Annotated in this window: 15 protein-coding genes; all 15 read left to right on the top strand. The window is 58.9% G+C overall.

Annotated elements, in window-relative coordinates:
* Positions 1 to 191: 191 nt before the first annotated feature.
* Positions 192 to 1,868 carry a cytochrome D1 domain-containing protein gene (locus AC2FIB_RS13045; protein ID WP_170562301.1) on the top strand — a complete coding sequence of 559 codons (1,677 nt, stop codon included), beginning with the start codon at positions 192 to 194 and terminating at the stop codon, positions 1,866 to 1,868.
* A 124-nt stretch (positions 1,869 to 1,992) separates the two neighbouring features.
* Positions 1,993 to 3,780 carry a NapC/NirT family cytochrome c gene (locus AC2FIB_RS13040; protein WP_496734896.1) on the top strand — a complete coding sequence of 596 codons (1,788 nt, stop codon included), beginning with the start codon at positions 1,993 to 1,995 and terminating at the stop codon, positions 3,778 to 3,780.
* Between the two features lie 55 nt (positions 3,781 to 3,835).
* Positions 3,836 to 4,237, top strand: a complete 402-nt coding sequence (locus AC2FIB_RS13035) for a cupredoxin domain-containing protein (RefSeq protein ID WP_496842217.1) — start codon at positions 3,836 to 3,838, stop codon at positions 4,235 to 4,237.
* 190 nt (positions 4,238 to 4,427) lie between these two features.
* Entirely contained in the window at positions 4,428 to 5,189 is a 762-nt protein-coding gene (gene cobA / locus AC2FIB_RS13030; RefSeq protein ID WP_496734898.1) for a uroporphyrinogen-III C-methyltransferase, read from the top strand.
* Positions 5,182 to 5,532 carry a c-type cytochrome gene (locus AC2FIB_RS13025; RefSeq protein ID WP_282152363.1) on the top strand — a complete coding sequence of 117 codons (351 nt, stop codon included), beginning with the start codon at positions 5,182 to 5,184 and terminating at the stop codon, positions 5,530 to 5,532. Before cobA ends, AC2FIB_RS13025 begins: the two co-directional genes overlap by 8 nt.
* Positions 5,529 to 6,674, top strand: coding sequence for a cytochrome D1 domain-containing protein (locus tag AC2FIB_RS13020; protein ID WP_496734900.1), 1,146 nt, complete (start codon positions 5,529 to 5,531; stop codon positions 6,672 to 6,674). The genes AC2FIB_RS13025 and AC2FIB_RS13020 overlap by 4 nt, the downstream gene beginning before the upstream one ends.
* 3 nt (positions 6,675 to 6,677) lie before the next feature.
* Positions 6,678 to 7,667 (top strand): siroheme decarboxylase subunit beta, encoded by a 990-nt coding sequence (gene ahbB, locus AC2FIB_RS13015; RefSeq protein WP_496734902.1) that lies wholly within the window; start codon positions 6,678 to 6,680, stop codon positions 7,665 to 7,667.
* A complete protein-coding gene (locus AC2FIB_RS13010; RefSeq protein WP_496734904.1) occupies positions 7,664 to 8,113 on the top strand; it encodes an Lrp/AsnC family transcriptional regulator in 450 nt (149 codons plus the stop codon). The genes ahbB (AC2FIB_RS13015) and AC2FIB_RS13010 overlap by 4 nt, the downstream gene beginning before the upstream one ends.
* Positions 8,110 to 8,592: a siroheme decarboxylase subunit beta gene (ahbB, locus tag AC2FIB_RS13005; RefSeq protein WP_496734905.1), complete on the top strand. Its 483-nt coding sequence runs from the start codon at positions 8,110 to 8,112 to the stop codon at positions 8,590 to 8,592. Before AC2FIB_RS13010 ends, ahbB (AC2FIB_RS13005) begins: the two co-directional genes overlap by 4 nt.
* Before the next feature lie 3 nt (positions 8,593 to 8,595).
* Positions 8,596 to 9,810: a heme d1 biosynthesis radical SAM protein NirJ gene (gene nirJ / locus AC2FIB_RS13000; protein WP_496842216.1), complete on the top strand. Its 1,215-nt coding sequence runs from the start codon at positions 8,596 to 8,598 to the stop codon at positions 9,808 to 9,810.
* A complete protein-coding gene (locus AC2FIB_RS12995) occupies positions 9,785 to 11,338 on the top strand; it encodes a cytochrome D1 domain-containing protein (protein WP_496734909.1) in 1,554 nt (517 codons plus the stop codon). The genes nirJ and AC2FIB_RS12995 overlap by 26 nt, the downstream gene beginning before the upstream one ends.
* Positions 11,295 to 11,558, top strand: a complete 264-nt coding sequence (locus AC2FIB_RS12990) for a hypothetical protein (protein ID WP_058274926.1) — start codon at positions 11,295 to 11,297, stop codon at positions 11,556 to 11,558. Before AC2FIB_RS12995 ends, AC2FIB_RS12990 begins: the two co-directional genes overlap by 44 nt.
* Positions 11,559 to 11,647: 89 nt before the next feature.
* Positions 11,648 to 12,112: a hypothetical protein gene (locus tag AC2FIB_RS12985; RefSeq protein WP_496734911.1), complete on the top strand. Its 465-nt coding sequence runs from the start codon at positions 11,648 to 11,650 to the stop codon at positions 12,110 to 12,112.
* Positions 12,113 to 12,156: 44 nt separating this feature from the next.
* Complete coding sequence (locus AC2FIB_RS12980; protein ID WP_496735205.1) at positions 12,157 to 14,280, top strand: 4Fe-4S binding protein; 2,124 nt, start codon at positions 12,157 to 12,159, stop codon at positions 14,278 to 14,280.
* Between the two features lie 13 nt (positions 14,281 to 14,293).
* Positions 14,294 to 16,201, top strand: a complete 1,908-nt coding sequence (gene nosZ / locus AC2FIB_RS12975; protein WP_496734913.1) for a TAT-dependent nitrous-oxide reductase — start codon at positions 14,294 to 14,296, stop codon at positions 16,199 to 16,201.
* Positions 16,202 to 16,204 lie beyond the last annotated feature (3 nt).

Genomic DNA, 16,204 nt, shown 5'->3' with positions numbered 1-16,204 from the left:
TTGTCCGCGGCACTTAACCAAAATCAAAACGGCGGAAAACATGCCTCTAAAACACAGATTTTCTGAGGTTTTTTGGGTGAATTTTTGCATCTCTACCCCGGTTTACGCCCCACCCGTTGACTTTCGTCAAGGAGCCGAAGGCTTCGGTGGGCCAACCTTAGCCCTGCCTCACCAGCAAATGGAGAGTGATCATGTCACTTGGAATCAGCTACAAAAAAACTGGCCGTGCCTTTGGGGTCGGTTTGGCGATGCTGCTGGGCAGCGTCGCTGCTCCGACACTCGCCGAAGAGCCAACCCTTGATAAGGACGCCTTTGAATCGTCAAAACAATTGTACTTTGAACGCTGCGCTGGCTGTCACGGCGTGTTGCGCAAAGGGGCGACGGGCAAAAGCCTTGAACCATTGGTGGAAACGAAAAACGCCGACGGCACCGTGACCGAATCCGGCACCCTCAAACTAGGACAGGAACGGCTCGAAAAAATTATCGCTTGGGGCACCGAAGGCGGGATGAACAACTTCTCAGACGTTATGTCTGAGGACGAGATCAGCAATATGGCGACCTACATCCAGATGGAGCCACCCAAGCCGCCGGAAATGTCGCTTGAGCAAATGATGGCGACCCGTAAGGTCTATGTCGAACCCGAAGATTACCCAAGCGAGCCGCTGCATGGCCGCAATTGGGAAAACTTCTTTGTGGTTATCGAACGTGACGTGGGAAAGGTGGCCGTGATCGACGGCGACACCAAAGAAGTGCTGGCGCATATTCCGACAGGCTATGCCGTGCACGTTCTGAAAGCGTCCGAGCACCATAAACTGGAAGAGCCGGAAAACCCGGGCCGCTTCTGGTACACCATGGGCCGCGACGGCAAGATGACCAAGATCGACCTGTGGCAGAACCCTGAGAATATGCTCGTGGCCGAGGTCACCATTGGCTATGACGCCCGCGACGTGGCCGTTTCTGGTGATGGTAAATACGTGATCGGTGGGGCCTATTGGCCGCCGCATTTCGCAATCGTCGATGCCGAAACGATGGAACCGAAGAAGGTTGTCTCGACCCGAGGCTACAACGTGGACGGAGACTATGTGGAGGAGGCCCGTGTGGCCGCGATCTACACAACTCCGAACGAACCGACTTGGATCGTTGCCGTGAAGGAACTCGGCCAGCTGTGGCAGGTCGATTATTCCGATCTGGATAACCTGCGGATCGACAAGATCGACAGCGCCAAGTTCCTGCATGACGGGTTCTTTGATCCAACCGGCCGTTACTTCCAGATCGCCGCGAACGCGTCGAACAAGATGGTTGTGGTCGATACCGAAACTCACAAGCTGGAAGCCATGATCGATACGGCGCCGCTGCCGCACCCCGGCCCGGGCGCCAACTGGGATGATCCGAATTGTGGCCCGGTTGCCGGTACGACCCACCTGGGCGAAGGCACGGTTACCGTGTGGGGCAACGACCCCGAAGGTCGTCCGGATGACGCCTGGAAAGTCTGCTACGAAGTGGAAACCGACGGACCCGGTCTGTTCATCCGGACACACCCGGAATCGGACTATATCTGGGCCGACCAGACCAAGCACCCTGAGCCTGAGGTTCAGCAATCGGTGCAGGTCATCGACAAGGCAACCGGTGAGATCGTGAAGACGATCCAGATTACAGAAGAGGAAGGTAACGTCGCCGTCCACTTCGAGTTCAACCAGGACGGTTCCGAGGTTTGGGTTTCCAAGTGGAACCGCTCGACCTCGAAAGAAGCGAACGGTGAGATCGTGATCTACGACGCCAAGACGCTGGAAGAGATCGGCCGCGTGAAGGGGCTGTTTGCACCGACCGGCAAATTCAACGTCTACAACCGGTCGAACCACGTCACCTGACGGTTTCGCAACCAACTTCGGAAAGGGCGGGCCCCTCGCCCGCCCTTTCCTCGTTTGTTCACTCAGCCAAACTCACCGGCCTGCCATCCAAGGCCAGACAAGACAGCCAAAACGGAGCCCGGACATGACTTCCGAACCGGAAAAGAAAAAACCGATCTGGCGCAGGTATTTCCTGTGGGGAATGCCCGTGGCCGGTATTGCCGCAGCCTTTGTCGGCGGCATCATCTTCTGGGGTGGTTTCAACACCGCCATGGAAGCAACCAATACCAAGGAATTCTGTATTTCGTGTCACGAGATGCGCGACTTCGTCTACGAAGAATATACCGGCACCATCCATGACGTGAACCGGTCTGGCGTGGGCGCCGTCTGTTCCGACTGTCACGTGCCCAAGGACTGGACGCACAAGATGATCCGCAAGATCAAGGCATCCAAAGAGCTGTACGGCAAGGTGGTTGGCACCATCAACACGCGTGAGAAGTTCGAAGCCAAACGCGTGCATCTGGCGATGAATGAGTGGGAACGGATGAAGGCCACCGACTCGCGTGAATGCCGCAACTGTCACGACTTTGAATCGATGATGCCTGAATTCCAGAAACCCCGCGCGCGTCAACAGCACCTGAACGCGATGACTGTGGGCCAGACCTGTATCGACTGTCACAAGGGGATTGCGCACTCGGATGCCCGCGACCGGGCCGACGAAGAGTATCTGGAAGAACTTGAAGCGCCGAACCCGGACTTTATCCGTCAGATCCCGCCGGAATATATGGCGAGCCTTGAACGGATCGAAGCCAAGGAAGCCGCGGAAGCCGAGACCGAAAAAGCCGCCAAACAGGCTCAGCATGAAGCCGTGCAGGCTCAAATCGCTGCGGCGGTGGATGCGGCCGTGGCCGAAGAACGCGCCAAATCCAACGGTGAGGAAGCCGCAGCGCCCGCAAGCGGGGGTGGTGATGATGTCGGCACGGATATCGACTGGAACGCCGTTGCCACCGCCGATTTGAAATTGTTCTACCCCGGTCAGGCTTCGTTTGAATGGGTCCAGAACGGTAAGTTCCACGGCGGCGCTCGCCCTCTGACCAAAGGTGGAGACCAGTGTACGACCTGCCACGCCAAAGAGCTGGACACGATCGGCAACAAGATTGTTGCAGGCGGCGAATTGGAACCGACACCGATCCCCGGCAAACGCGGCGTAATCGACGCAACCGTTCAGGCAGCGCATGATGACGAAAACCTGTATGTCCGCCTGCAATGGCCGGATGCAGGCCACAACCCTGCACCCTTCGTGGATGGCGGCAAAATGGATCCCGACAACCAGATAAAGGTCGCCATGATGATCACCGGCACCGGAATCGAGTTGGGTGATCAGGTAGGCTGCTGGGCTTCGTGCCACGCCGACAACAGCTATATGCCCTTTGACCCCGGCGCGGATGCGATTGCCGCCAATGGCGACGTCGCAGGTCGCATGTCCGCGCAGGACACCGTGACCAAATACATCAGCGAAAGCCGCACGGATGTCGAAATCAAAGGCCGCCGTGGCAAAGCACTAGGCGGTTGGGACAAGCTGGAGGCCGAAGCACAGATCGAGCAGTACCTGGCCGATGGCACCTATCTAGACCTGATGCGCGTCTACGCCGATGGCAGCGCGACAAACGGCTATCTGCTGGAACAGCGCGTGGTCAATGACGGTGAAATCGCCGCCTCGGCGAACCTGTCCGGTGGCATGTGGACCGTGGTCTTTACCCGGCCGCTGAACTCGGGCGCGCCGGGTGACGTCCCGCTCGAGCCCGGCCAGACCTATACGGTTGGTTTTGCGATCCATGACGATTTCGCTGCCGCCCGGTTCCACCATGTCACGCTGGACACCAGCCTGGCATTGGACGACGACGCCGCCTTCATCAACGTGGTCAAACAATAACAGATCGGGGCCGGGCACTCCGGCCCCACCCCATTTTGGAAAGGAGACTTGGACGATGAAACCTCAACGCCTTCTTCCCGCCTTGCTTCTTCTGTCTTTGCCCGCATGGGCGGATGAGGCCGCCGAGATCTGCGCCGAGGCTGAGGACCGTTATGTCGAGCTTTTGGGTCAACCAACCTCGGCGGTCGAGGATGCCGAGGTGGTGCTGATGTACAAGTACAGCTTCTGCCCATCCGAACTGACCGTGAAGGCTGGCACCACTGTCCGCTGGGTCAACGTCGACAAGCGGACCAGCCACTCGGTCTTGCTGAAGGATGGCGGCAAGCCGGAAAGCGACCGGTTGTTCCCTGAAGAAACGGTCGAGATTACCTTCCTTACCCCGGGTCCGCAGGAATACCTGTGCGGCCCGCATTGGGAAACACAGAACATGATCGGAATGATCACAGTCGAACCCTGAGCCGAGGCAAAAATACAGGCAGAAAGAAAGGAGCGCGGGCGCAAATCCCGCGCTCCTTAACTTTAGTCAAGGAAACAGCGCAGTTAATGCGCAAACCTACCAGCATGACACGCCCGGTTGGCCCAGCGACGTCCTCAATTCGCCGAATGGACCCGGGTTTCGAAGACATTCAGACCAAGCGAGTTTGCACATGAGCGGTAAGGTTTTTCTGATTGGTGCCGGTCCCGGCGACCCCGAACTCATGACCCTGCGCGCACTGCGTATGCTGCAAGAGGCCGATGTGGTTGTTTATGACCGGCTGGTTTCGGCCGACATTCTGGACCTGCATGCCCCCGGCGCGCGGCTGATCCCGGTCGGCAAAGCGCCCAAGTGCCATACGGTGCCGCAGGACCGCATTAATGACATTTTGGCAAAAGAGGCCCGCGCTGGTCACACCGTAGCGCGTTTGAAGGGTGGCGACCCGATGATCTTTGGCCGCGGCTCTGAAGAGGCCGCGTATCTGATGGCGCACGGTATCGCCATTGAATACGCGCCAGGCATCACAGCGGCACAGGGGGCATCCAGTTCCACTGGCGTGCCGCTGACCCATCGCGGCCTGGCAACATCGGTCCAATATGTCACCGGTCACAGGCAAGCCGACAAAGTGCTGGACTTGGATTGGAAACGGCTGGCCGATCCTGACGCGACGCTAGTCATCTACATGGGTGTCGCAAATATCGGTCAGATCGCCATGGGCCTGATGACGGAAAACCTGCCGGGCTCGACGCCTGTTTTGGCCGTAGGCAAAGCGACAACGCCAGACGAGCGTCGACTTATTTCAAGACTGGACAAATTGGCGGCGGATGTGCGCGAGGCGGATCTGAAGGCCCCGACGCTGTTTATCGTCGGGCAAGTGGTTACCCTTTATGCGGATCAACCCGTGACGAACCTGCTGGAGCAGGCCCATGGTTAGTGTCGTCCAATCGAATGGCGGGCTTCCAGCATGGGCCTCACGCGCTTTACTCACAACGGCCGTCCTCATAGCAACGTCAGCCCTTGCCGCCGATGTGCTTGATGGCAACGCGCTCAAGCGGCTTGTGCATCAGGATTGCGGCTCTTGCCACGGGTTGTCTCTGAAAGGCGGTCTTGGGCCGGATCTGCGGTCCAAATCGTTGGAGCATTACGATGCAAACGTTCTGACCGACGTCATCCTTGACGGTATCCCCGGCACTGCAATGCCCCCGTGGCGGCCCCTGATCAGCGAAGAAGAGGCCGAATGGATCGCCCATTACCTGCTGGAACAGGAGGAACAATGAAACACTTTTTCCTTGGCCTCGCGGCCATCCTGATGATGACAACGGCGCAAGCCGAACCCACCGCCACCGGCGACTTAGGCCTGGTGATCGAACGGGCCAAGGGCTCGGTCTTGCTGATTGATCAATCAGACCGTGTCGCGCTGGCGCGGATCGAAGGGCTGGGCGACCTGTCCCATGCCTCGCTGGTCTATTCGCCTGATGAACGCTTTGCCTATGTTTTTGGCCGTGATGGGGGCCTGACAAAGGTCGATATCGTCACACGCCAGATCGTGAACAGAGTCGTGCAGGCGGGCAATGCAATTGGCGGCGCGATTTCGGATGACGGTCAACTGGTGGCCGTCTCAAATTATGAACCCGGCGGTGTGCGGGTCTTTGATGCCGATACGCTTGAAATGGTTGCCGACATCCCCACCGATAGCAAAACCATCGGTCTGGTCGATGCGCCGGGCCGTCGGTTTGTGTTCACGATGTGGGACACGGGCGAGACCTGGATTGCCGATTTCTCGGCGGGCAAGCCAGAAATCACCAAGATCTTCGACATGGGCAAGAACCCCTATGATGCGCTTATCACCGCCAATGGTCGGACCTACATCACCGGGCTATTCGGCGAAGACGGGCTGACAGCGCTGGACCTCTGGGCCGACAGCCCCGAACCGATCCGCGTGTTACCCGACTATGGTCGTGGTCAGAAAGAGATGCCCGTCTACAAGATGCCCCATCTGGAAGGCTGGGCATTAACGGGGCGCGAGTTTGTGCTGCCCGCCGTCGGCCATCACGAGGTGCTCTGGATCGACGCCGATACCCTGACGGAAACCGGGCGCACCCAAACCCATGGCCAGCCTGTCTTTGCCATGTCGCGACCGGACGGGCGAGAGGTCTGGGTGAACTTTGCCCACCCGCTGAACGACACGATCCAGGTGATCGACAGTGTCAGCAAAGAGATCATCCACGAGTTCAAACCGGGGCCTGCAGTGCTGCATATGGAGTTCACCCCGCGCGGGCATGAGGTCTGGATCAGCGTGCGGGATGCCAACAAGGTAATCGTCTACGACACACAAACTTTCCAAAAGCTGCGCGAGATCGAGGCGGACAGCCCATCTGGCATCTTCTTCACCGCCCGCGCGCACAAAACGGGGCTGTAGGCGATGGAACATATCACCGACCCGATCGATCGCCGCCTGCTGGATGATTTTCAACGCAATTTTCCAGTAACGGACCGCCCTTTCCAGGTTTTGGCTTTCACGTTGGGGCTGGACGAGATTGAAGTGTTGGATCGCCTAGCCCGAATGCGGGCGACCGGCCGGATTACGAGAGTCGGCGCGACCATTGCCCCTGGCGCGGTTTCTGCCAGCACTCTGGCCGCCGTCGCTGCACCGGGTGAACGCCTGGAAGAAGTGGCCGCTATCATCGACGCCGAACCGGGTGTGAACCATAACTACCAGCGCGAGGACAAATGGAACCTCTGGTTCGTGGCAACCGGTCCAGACCGGGCGCATGTAAATGACACGCTGGCTCGGATCGCCCAGCGCACAGGGCTGCAGGTTCTCGACCTTCGGTTGGTTCGTCCGTTCAACGTGGATCTGGGGTTTCGCATGTCCGGCAAGACCCGAAACGTTCCAAGCCCGCGCAAGATAGATCGATCGGTCTTGAAAGACGGCGATCGCGCGTTGCTTCAAGCCCTCAGTTCGGGTTTGCCGCTGGTCACTGAACCCTATGCCGTGCTGGCCCAGTCAATAGGTCGCGACGCTGCGGGTGTGATGGATCGGATCGAGGTACTGCACAGAGCCGGTATCATCTCGCGCCTGGGCGTGATCGTGCGCCACCGTGCGCTCGGATGGTCAGCCAACGCAATGGTTGTCTGGGACTTGCCATCCGAACAGATCGACGCCGCCGGTCCTGCCCTTGCAGCCCACCCCGGAGTGACCTTGTGCTATGAACGGTGTCCGGCCGAAGGGGTCTGGCCTTATCGCCTTTACTCAATGATCCACGCCCGCACCCGCAGCGAAGCTCTGGAGATTTTGGCCAGTGCGCGCGCGCTGCCGGACCTGTTTGGCGCGCAGCACAAGGTTTTGTTCTCGACGCGCTGTTTCAAACAGACCGGCGCGCTGATCCAACCGAAAGAGGCCGCCGCATGAAACTGGATGGAACCGATCGCGCGATCCTGAACCGGATGCAGGACGATCTACCCTTGGTATCGCACCCTTATGCAGCCGTGGCAGAGGAGTTGGGCATTCCTGAAAGCGAAGTGCTTAACCGCCTGACCCGTATGAAAGACAGCCGAGTGATCACGCGCTTTGGTCCGTTCTTCGACGCCGCCGCCATGGGGGGCGCTTTTTGCCTGTGTGCAATGGCGGTGCCAACTGAAGAATTCGAAACCGTCCTGACCAAAGTCAATGCGCATGCAGAGGTTGCCCACAATTATGAACGTGCGCACCGGCTGAACATGTGGTTCGTGCTGGCCACCGAAACTCCCGAGGGGATCGTGGGCACTGCTGATGCAATCGAACGGGAAACGGGGATCTGCGTTCTTCGTTTCCCCAAACTACAGGAATTTTTCATCGGCTTTCGGGTGGCGGCATGATCGACGCAACAGATCGAGAGATTATCGAGGCGCTGCAAGGCGGGCTGCCCCTTGTGCCCGCGCCTTATGCGCAGGTGGCCGAGATACTTGGCATGGATGAAGATGCCCTTTTGTACCGCTTGGCTGAGTTCAAGTCGCGCGGTGTGATCCGTCGCATCGCTGCCGCGCCGAACCACTACAAATTGGGCATGACATCGAACGGGATGACCGTCTGGGATGTGGATGACGACCGGATCACCGAATTAGGCGCCCGGATCGGCGCGTTGCCCTTTGTCACCCATTGCTATGAACGCCCCCGCGCCCTGCCCGACTGGCCCTATAACCTGTTTGCCATGGTCCATGGTTCGGACCGTGACGAGGTCGAGGAAAAACGGGCCGAGATCACGGCCATTCTGGGCGATGCCTGCAGGGCCAAAGATATCCTTTATTCCACGCGCATCCTGAAAAAGACCGGGCTGCGACTGAAAAAGAAAGGCTGAGACTTGTTCCGCCTGACCGAATACATGCACCAACTGGTCAATCCGACCTTGGTGCGCAAACGCCGCTCCGGCCCGGTGAAACCGGTGGTTATCTGGAACCTGACGCGGCGCTGTAATTTGAAATGCCGCCATTGCTATACCGTTTCAGCGGATGTGGCCTTCCCCGGTGAGCTCAGCCATGAGCAAGCCATGGTAACCCTTCAGGATCTGGGCCAATTTCGCGTCCCGGCCCTGATCCTCTCGGGTGGAGAACCACTGGACCGGTTCGATTTCTTTGACATCGCCAAACGGGCCCGCGATCTGGTACCGATGCTGGCATTGTCGACCAACGGCACGCGGATCTATGACGAAACCGCGGATATGATTGCCGATGTGGGGTTCAACTATGTAGGTATCTCGCTGGACGGTATCGGGGCCACGAACGATTGGTTTCGCGGTGTCGAGGGTGCCTTTGCCGACGCCCTGCGCGGTGTTCGCGAATGTAAAAAGCGCGGCATCAAAGTGGGTCTTCGATTTTGCCTGACCGAGGGCACTCAACACCATCTGCCTGATCTGCTGCAATTGTGCGATGACGAGGGTGTAGACAAGTTCTACTTGTCCCATCTGGTCTATGCCGGTCGTGGAGACAAGAACCGAGGCGAAGATGCTGAACATCTGCGCACACGGAACGGGCTGGACCTGCTGTTGGAGCGCGCATGGGAGGCTGCCTCGGGTGGTCGTCCTCTGGATATCGTGACCGGTAATAATGACGCTGACGCGGGGTATTTCCTGAACTGGGTCCGCGCGCGTTTCGATGCTGAAAAAACAGCTCATGTACGCGAGCATCTGGCGGCATGGGGTGGCAACTCCAGCGGCCTGGGCGTGGCCAATATCGACAATCTAGGCCGCGTACACCCCGACACTTACTGGTCGGACTACGCTGTCGGCAATGTGAAGACCCGGTCGTTCTCGGAACTTTGGACCAGCGATGATCCGATGCTGGCCATGCTGCGCACACGTCCCCGCCCCCTGAAAGGGCGCTGCGGCGCCTGTCAGCTCAAGGATGTCTGTGGTGGCAACACCCGTATCCGAGCTTTGCAGGTGACCGGCGACCCGTGGGCGGAAGATCCGGCATGCTATCTGTCAAACCAAGAAATCGGCGTGGATGACGCGGGCGAACGCCTGCAGGTCACGCCGTTCCGGGGGAAACGCCATGATCCGGCGCATCAGTTCTTCTAAGACACTCAAACTCGGCACTCTCTGCTCACTGTTGTTGTTCGGAACCGCGTGGGCCGACGCTCCTTCGGATTATGCTGAATTTTGTGCGTCCTGCCACGGCGAAAACCGCTTAGGCGGCGTTGGTCCGGCGCTTATCCCTGAAACGCTGAAGCGGATGCGCGGCCCCCGCGTTGCCGCGGTTATCGCCGAAGGGCGGACCGCGACCCAAATGCCTGCCTTCTCGCACGAGCTCGACGCTTTGCAGATTGAAGAACTGGCGGGTTGGTTGAAATCACCGCTGGAAAGCGATCCCGAGTGGGGTGAGGCCGACATAATGGCCAGCCGAATTCTGGACGAGAATTACGTCGCAGTTGAAGCACCCATCTGGGACAGCGACCCGATGAACATTACTCTGGCTGTTGAGACAGGGGACCATCATGTCAGCGTGCTGGACGGTGACACTTTCGAGGTTTTGGACCGGTTCGAGACACCCTTTGCCGTTCATGGCGGTCCAAAATTCAGCCCAGACGGGCGATATGTGTTCATCTTGTCACGTGATGGCTGGGTCCAGAAGTATGACATCTGGGCCTTGGAACAGGTTGGCCGCGTGCGCGCTGGCCTAAACAGTCGCAACATCGCCATGTCGGGCGATGGCAAATGGGTGGCAGTGGCAAACTACCTGCCCAACAGCCTGACCTTGCTGTCGACCGAAGACCTGTCCGTGGTCAAGGTCATCGACATCAAAAGCAAGAAGGGCAAGCCCAGCCGCGTTTCGGCGGTCTATCAGGCCCCCCCACGCGAGAGCTTTGTTCTGGCCCTCAAGGATGTGCCCGAGATCTGGGAGGTCTTCTACGGGGCCAATCCTCCTCAATTTGGTATCGGTCATGATTTCCGCATCGAAGGACAATTCAAAAACCCTGACCCTTTCCCGGTGCGCAAGATCACCACGCCGGACTATCTGGATGATTTCTTTTTCGACCAGAGCTATGAATACGTCATGGGCGCATCCCGCGGCGGCGAGGGCGGTCAGGTGATTGATCTGGTCATCGGTCAGAAGGTCGCCGATCTGGATCTGCCGGGGATGCCGCACCTGGGCTCGGGGATCACGTGGAGGTATGGCGATACGACCGTGATGGCAACGCCGCACCTGACCGATGGCACCGTTTCCGTGATCGATATGGAGACCTGGAAAACTGTTAAGCAGATCAAAACCGAAGGGCCGGGGTTTTTCATGCGCAGCCATGAGAATTCTCCTTACGTCTGGGCCGATGTGTTCTTTGGACCCAACAAGGACGCTATGCATGTGATCGACAAGCAGAGTCTTGAAATCGTTAAGACTCTGCGCCCGGCCCCCGGTCAAACCGTGGCTCATGTGGAATTCACCAAAGATGGCAGCCACGCACTCGTGTCCATCTGGGAAGATGATGGCGCGGTTATTGTCTATGACGCGCAAACATTGGAAGAGGTCCGCCGCCTGCCGATGCGCAAACCTTCAGGGAAATACAATGTCTGGAACAAAATCACCTTCTCGGAAGGCACCAGCCACTGAGGGCAATTGGCCGGTCTGGAAACTGGCCATCCTTTTGTATCCGGCCACGGCTTTGACCGTGGCCATCAACCTGTTTCTAGCGGGGCTGATCGCCAACAGCGCCGGGTTTGGCGTGATTACGCCTGTAGCCGCGATCCTGTGGTCAATTCCCCTGGGCGTACCCGCCGCGTGGTTGGCAGGGCGTTGGTTGCGCGGGCTGATGGATGAAGCGGACGAATAACGCGAAATTTCCTGCAGCCTAACCGAAGTCAAGTATCACCAAGCGAGAATCCCCTACGACTTAGGAACGATTTCCGAGTTGGATTCTCCATGCCCGCCCTTAGCCCTCTGCACAGCCTCCCTGTTCGCGCGTTACGTGCGACGTGTGCGTTGGCGGGTATCCTTATGCTGTTGTTGCAAACGATCGGTCCGGCGCTGGCGAGTCCCGGCCAAAGCATGTGGGTGGAAATCTGCTCGGAGGCAGGGGCGGTCTGGGTCCAGATAGACCTTGAGGAGGAAGGCTTGGACCCAACCGCGCCCTGCCCCAAATGCGCCGATTGCGCCCTGTGTGCTGTCACCTCGGCTGCCCCGGTGCCGAACTGGCCTTTCCTGGCACGGGACAACGCTATTCACACCGAACACTCTTCGCCCCGCGATCTGGTTCAGGTCTGCAGCTTGAAACGATTGTGGCCTGAAACCCGTGGCCCCCCGGCTGCGCCCAAGAAATACCTCGAACGCGCCCAGCGCGCGTCCATAGCGTCAATCCAAGTTTCCGGAGGTGCGCTGTGGCCGTAAGTCGCGCAATCCAATTCCTGCTGGCCCTTACCCTGTCCTGCCTGATGGCGATCAGTGCCCATGCTGACAGCCTCGCCAGCTTCCTGCCTGACATCACCCCTTCTGAGTTGGCCCCCGAAGCCGATGCCTTTGGTCCCGTGCGCGATGACGTGCCCGTTGCTCCGGTTCTAAAGGGCGGCGAGACCATCGCATGGGCTTTTCTGACCTCGGATTTCGTCGGCACCACCGGCTATTCCGGCAAGCCCATCCACGTGGTCGCCGCCATCGACGACGACGCAGTTCTGGCCGGAGTGAAACTAGTCAAACACTCGGAACCCATTGTTCTGATCGGCATCCCCAATTCGCGCATGGTCGAGTTGACCGAAGGTTACGCCGGGCTGGACCTAAAAGTCGAAGCTGAGACCGGTGGTGAGGGGCATGACCTCGATATCATTTCGGGCGCGACTGTGACGATCATGGTGATTGATGACAGCCTGGTTCGTGGCGGCATCAAGGTAGCCCGTGCGCTGGGTCTGGGTGGTCTGTCGCCGCTACAGGCCGATGGTCCCAAGCGCGAAATCGATATGGCTAAGAACTCAGTCTATGACTGGACCACTCTGTCCGGCGATGGCTCGGTCCGGCGCCTGACTTTGGATGTCGGTCAGGTCAATGCCGCCTTTGCAGCCACAGGCGATCAGCGCGCCATCAAACGCCCGGAACCGGGCGAGCCGAATGACACGTTCATCGACATGCATGTGGCGCTGGTCTCGGTCCCATCGGTCGGCAAGTCCCTGTTGGGCGAGGCCGAATATCAGAATCTGACCGAGTGGCTGGACGAAGGTGAACAGGCCATTCTGGTGCTGGGGCGTGGGGCTTACAGCTTCAAGGGTTCAGGCTATGTGCGCGGCGGAATTTTCGACCGGATTCAGCTTATTCAGGGCGACAATTCGGTGCGGTTCTTTGACAAGCAGCAAGAGCGTCTGGGCAAGGTTGCGGCCCCGGATGCGCCCAGCTTCACCGAACTGGATATCTTCAAGATCCCTGCCGAGGCCGAGTTTGACCCCGCCGAGCCGTTCCGCCTGCAATTGCTGGTGCAACGGGCCGTGGGCGCGGTTGAGAAGACGTTCCTGACCTTCGATCTGGGCTACAAGCTGCCCGAGCAATACCTGCTGCCCGTCACCGCCCCGGCGGTTGTTGACGATGCCACGGGCGAAGCCGCGGCCAAAGCCGCACTTTGGAAACGCATCTGGAAGGACCGCACGGTCGAGATCGCCGTGCTTGGCGTCATGCTGCTGGTGCTGACCGCAACCTTCTTCTTCCAGTTTCACGCGACGATGAATGCACGGGTCTTCTACTGGTTCCGCATCGGGTATCTGACCATGACCCTGTTCTTTATCGGCTGGTACGCCAATGCGCAGCTGAGCGTGGTGAACCTGATGGCACTGGCCGGCAGCCTGCGCACTGGGTTCTCATGGGATGCCTTCCTGCTGGATCCGCTGGTCTTTATCCAGTGGTTCGCCGTAGCCGCCGCGCTGCTGTTCTGGGGCCGTGGGGCCTATTGCGGCTGGCTCTGCCCGTTCGGTGCTTTGCAGGAATTGACCAACAAGATCGCGCGGGCTTTGCGCATCCCCCAATGGACTCTGCCATGGGGCCTGAACGAACGCCTGTGGCCTGCGAAATACATGATCTTCCTGGGTCTTTTCGGCCTCAGCTTCGTCTCGATCCCGCTGGCCGAGACTTATGCCGAGATCGAACCCTTCAAGACGGCAATCATTCTGAAATTCATGCGGGACTGGCCCTTCGTGGTCTTTGCGCTGACCCTGCTGGGGATCGGGCTGTTCATCGAACGCTTCTACTGCCGCTATCTCTGCCCGCTGGGCGGAGCGCTGGCCATCCCCGCCCGAATTCGCATGTTCGACTGGCTGCGCCGCTACAAGGATTGCGGCACTCCCTGTCAAACCTGCGCCAACGAATGCCCCGTTCAGGCCATCCACCCCACCGGTGAGATCAATCCGAACGAGTGCGTCACCTGCCTGCATTGTCAGGTGCTCTACCAGTCCGAGGACAAATGTCCCGTCGTTATCCGCCAGCTCAAGCGGCGGGCCAAGACAGGGTCGGTCGATCTCAAGACCCCACTCGGACAACCACCGGCGAACCATCCGAACGCCAAACCGAAAACCGTTTCCTAAAGGAGGAACGATCATGTCGGAACATGACAACAAACTGAACATCACACGTCGCGGGATGCTGGGCGCAACCGCAACCGGCGCCGTGCTGGCCGGGACCGGTCTGGGTTCGACCCTGATGACCGCAAAACAGGCCAGCGCCGCCGCCAATGCCAATCTGCAGCCCGGCGAACTGGACGAGTATTACGGCTTCTGGTCCTCGGGTCAGACCGGTGAACTGCGTATCCTAGGCTTCCCTTCCATGCGCGAGCTGATGCGGGTGCCGGTCTTCAACCGCTGCTCGGCCACCGGTTGGGGCCAGACCAACGAGTCGCTGAAGATCATGACCGATGGTCTGCTGCCGGAAACCAAGGAATTTCTCGCCAAGCGCGGCATGAAAACCTATGACAACGGCGACCTGCACCACCCGCACATGTCGTTCACCGACGGCACCTATGACGGCCGCTATCTGTTCATGAACGACAAGGCCAACACCCGCGTCGCCCGCGTGCGCTGTGACGTGATGAAATGCGACAAGATCACCGAGATCCCGAATGCCAAGGCGATCCACGGTCTGCGTCCGCAGAAATTCCCGCGCACCGGCTATGTCTTTGCCAATGGTGAGGATGAAACCCCGCTGGTCAACGATGGCACAGTGCTGGACGATCCGTCGCAATACGTGAACATCTTCACCGCGCTGGACGGCGACACCATGGAAGTGGCGTGGCAGGTGATCGTGTCGGGTAACCTCGACAACACGGACTGCGACTATCAGGGCAAATACGCCTATTCGACCTCGTACAACTCGGAAATGGGTATGAACCTGGCCGAGATGACCGAGAACGAGCTGGACCACGTCGTTGTCTTCAACCTCGCAGAAATCGAGGCGGGGATCGAGGCTGGTGACTATCAGGAGCTGAAAGGCGTCAAAGTTCTGGACGGCCGTAAGGGTCAGAACAAGAAGTACACCCGTTACATCCCGATCCCGAACTCGCCGCACGGTATCAACACTGCGCCTGACGGCAAGCACGTCTGCATCAACGGCAAGCTGTCGCCCACCGTTTCGATCATGGACGTCACCAAACTAGACGCCCTGTTCGAAAGCGATGCCGACCCACGCTCCTGCATTGTGGGTGAACCGCAGCTGGGTCTTGGCCCGCTTCACACCGCTTATGACGGTCAGGGAAATGCGTTCACCACGCTGTTCCTCGACAGTCAGATCGTGAAGTGGAACATCGAAGACGCCATCAAGGCCTATGCCGGTGAGGACGTGGACCCGATCATCTCGAAGGTTGATGTGCACTATCAGCCGGGCCACAACTCGACCACTATGGGTGAAACCAAGGAGGCCGACGGCAAATGGCTGATTTCGATGAACAAGTTCTCGAAAGACCGGTTCCTGAACACGGGCCCGCTGAAGCCCGAAAATGAACAGCTGATCGACATCTCATCCAACGAGATGAAAGTGGTTCACGACGGTCCGACCTTTGCTGAGCCGCACGACTCGATCATGGTTCGCGCCGACATCGTCAACCCGGTCAACGTCTGGGACCGCGCCGATGTCACATGGGAAGACGCCCGCAAACAGGCCGAGGCTGATGGCATCGATTTGGAAGACGGCGCCGAGGAGCCCATCCGGGACGGCAATAAGGTGCGGGTCTATATGACCTCGCAGGCCCCGACCTTCAGCCTTGAGAAGTTCACCGTCAAACAGGGCGACGAGGTGACGGTTTACATCACCAACCTAGATGACGTGGACGACGTGACCCACGGCTTCTGCCTGGGCAACTACGGTATCGCGATGGAAGTGGCTCCGATGGCAACCGCCTCGGTCACCTTCACGGCCGACCGTCCTGGCGTGCATTGGTTCTATTGCCAGTGGTTCTGCCACGCGCTGCATATGGAAATGCGCGGCCGGATGCTGGTCGAACCGGCGGGAGCATAACCC

The sequence above is a fragment of the Ruegeria sp. YTSA072 genome, from assembly GCF_059610285.1.
Note: the sequence above shows the minus strand (reverse complement) of the source record. Positions and strands in the feature narration are given on the sequence as shown.

Bases quoted from the DNA above. Each gene is read 5' to 3' on its own strand.
- AC2FIB_RS12980 (WP_496735205.1), top strand. From the start codon at position 12,157: ATGGCGATCAGTGCCCATGCTGACAGCCTCGCCAGCTTCCTGCCTGAC.
- AC2FIB_RS13025 (WP_282152363.1), top strand. From the start codon at position 5,182: ATGGTTAGTGTCGTCCAATCGAATGGCGGGCTTCCAGCATGGGCCTCA.
- cobA (WP_496734898.1), top strand. From the start codon at position 4,428: ATGAGCGGTAAGGTTTTTCTGATTGGTGCCGGTCCCGGCGACCCCGAA.
- ahbB (WP_496734902.1), top strand. From the start codon at position 6,678: ATGGAACATATCACCGACCCGATCGATCGCCGCCTGCTGGATGATTTT.
- AC2FIB_RS12995 (WP_496734909.1), top strand. From the start codon at position 9,785: ATGATCCGGCGCATCAGTTCTTCTAAGACACTCAAACTCGGCACTCTC.
- ahbB (WP_496734905.1), top strand. From the start codon at position 8,110: ATGATCGACGCAACAGATCGAGAGATTATCGAGGCGCTGCAAGGCGGG.
- nosZ (WP_496734913.1), top strand. From the start codon at position 14,294: ATGTCGGAACATGACAACAAACTGAACATCACACGTCGCGGGATGCTG.
- AC2FIB_RS12990 (WP_058274926.1), top strand. From the start codon at position 11,295: ATGTCTGGAACAAAATCACCTTCTCGGAAGGCACCAGCCACTGAGGGC.
- AC2FIB_RS12985 (WP_496734911.1), top strand. From the start codon at position 11,648: ATGCCCGCCCTTAGCCCTCTGCACAGCCTCCCTGTTCGCGCGTTACGT.
- AC2FIB_RS13040 (WP_496734896.1), top strand. From the start codon at position 1,993: ATGACTTCCGAACCGGAAAAGAAAAAACCGATCTGGCGCAGGTATTTC.
- AC2FIB_RS13010 (WP_496734904.1), top strand. From the start codon at position 7,664: ATGAAACTGGATGGAACCGATCGCGCGATCCTGAACCGGATGCAGGAC.
- AC2FIB_RS13045 (WP_170562301.1), top strand. From the start codon at position 192: ATGTCACTTGGAATCAGCTACAAAAAAACTGGCCGTGCCTTTGGGGTC.
- AC2FIB_RS13035 (WP_496842217.1), top strand. From the start codon at position 3,836: ATGAAACCTCAACGCCTTCTTCCCGCCTTGCTTCTTCTGTCTTTGCCC.
- AC2FIB_RS13020 (WP_496734900.1), top strand. From the start codon at position 5,529: ATGAAACACTTTTTCCTTGGCCTCGCGGCCATCCTGATGATGACAACG.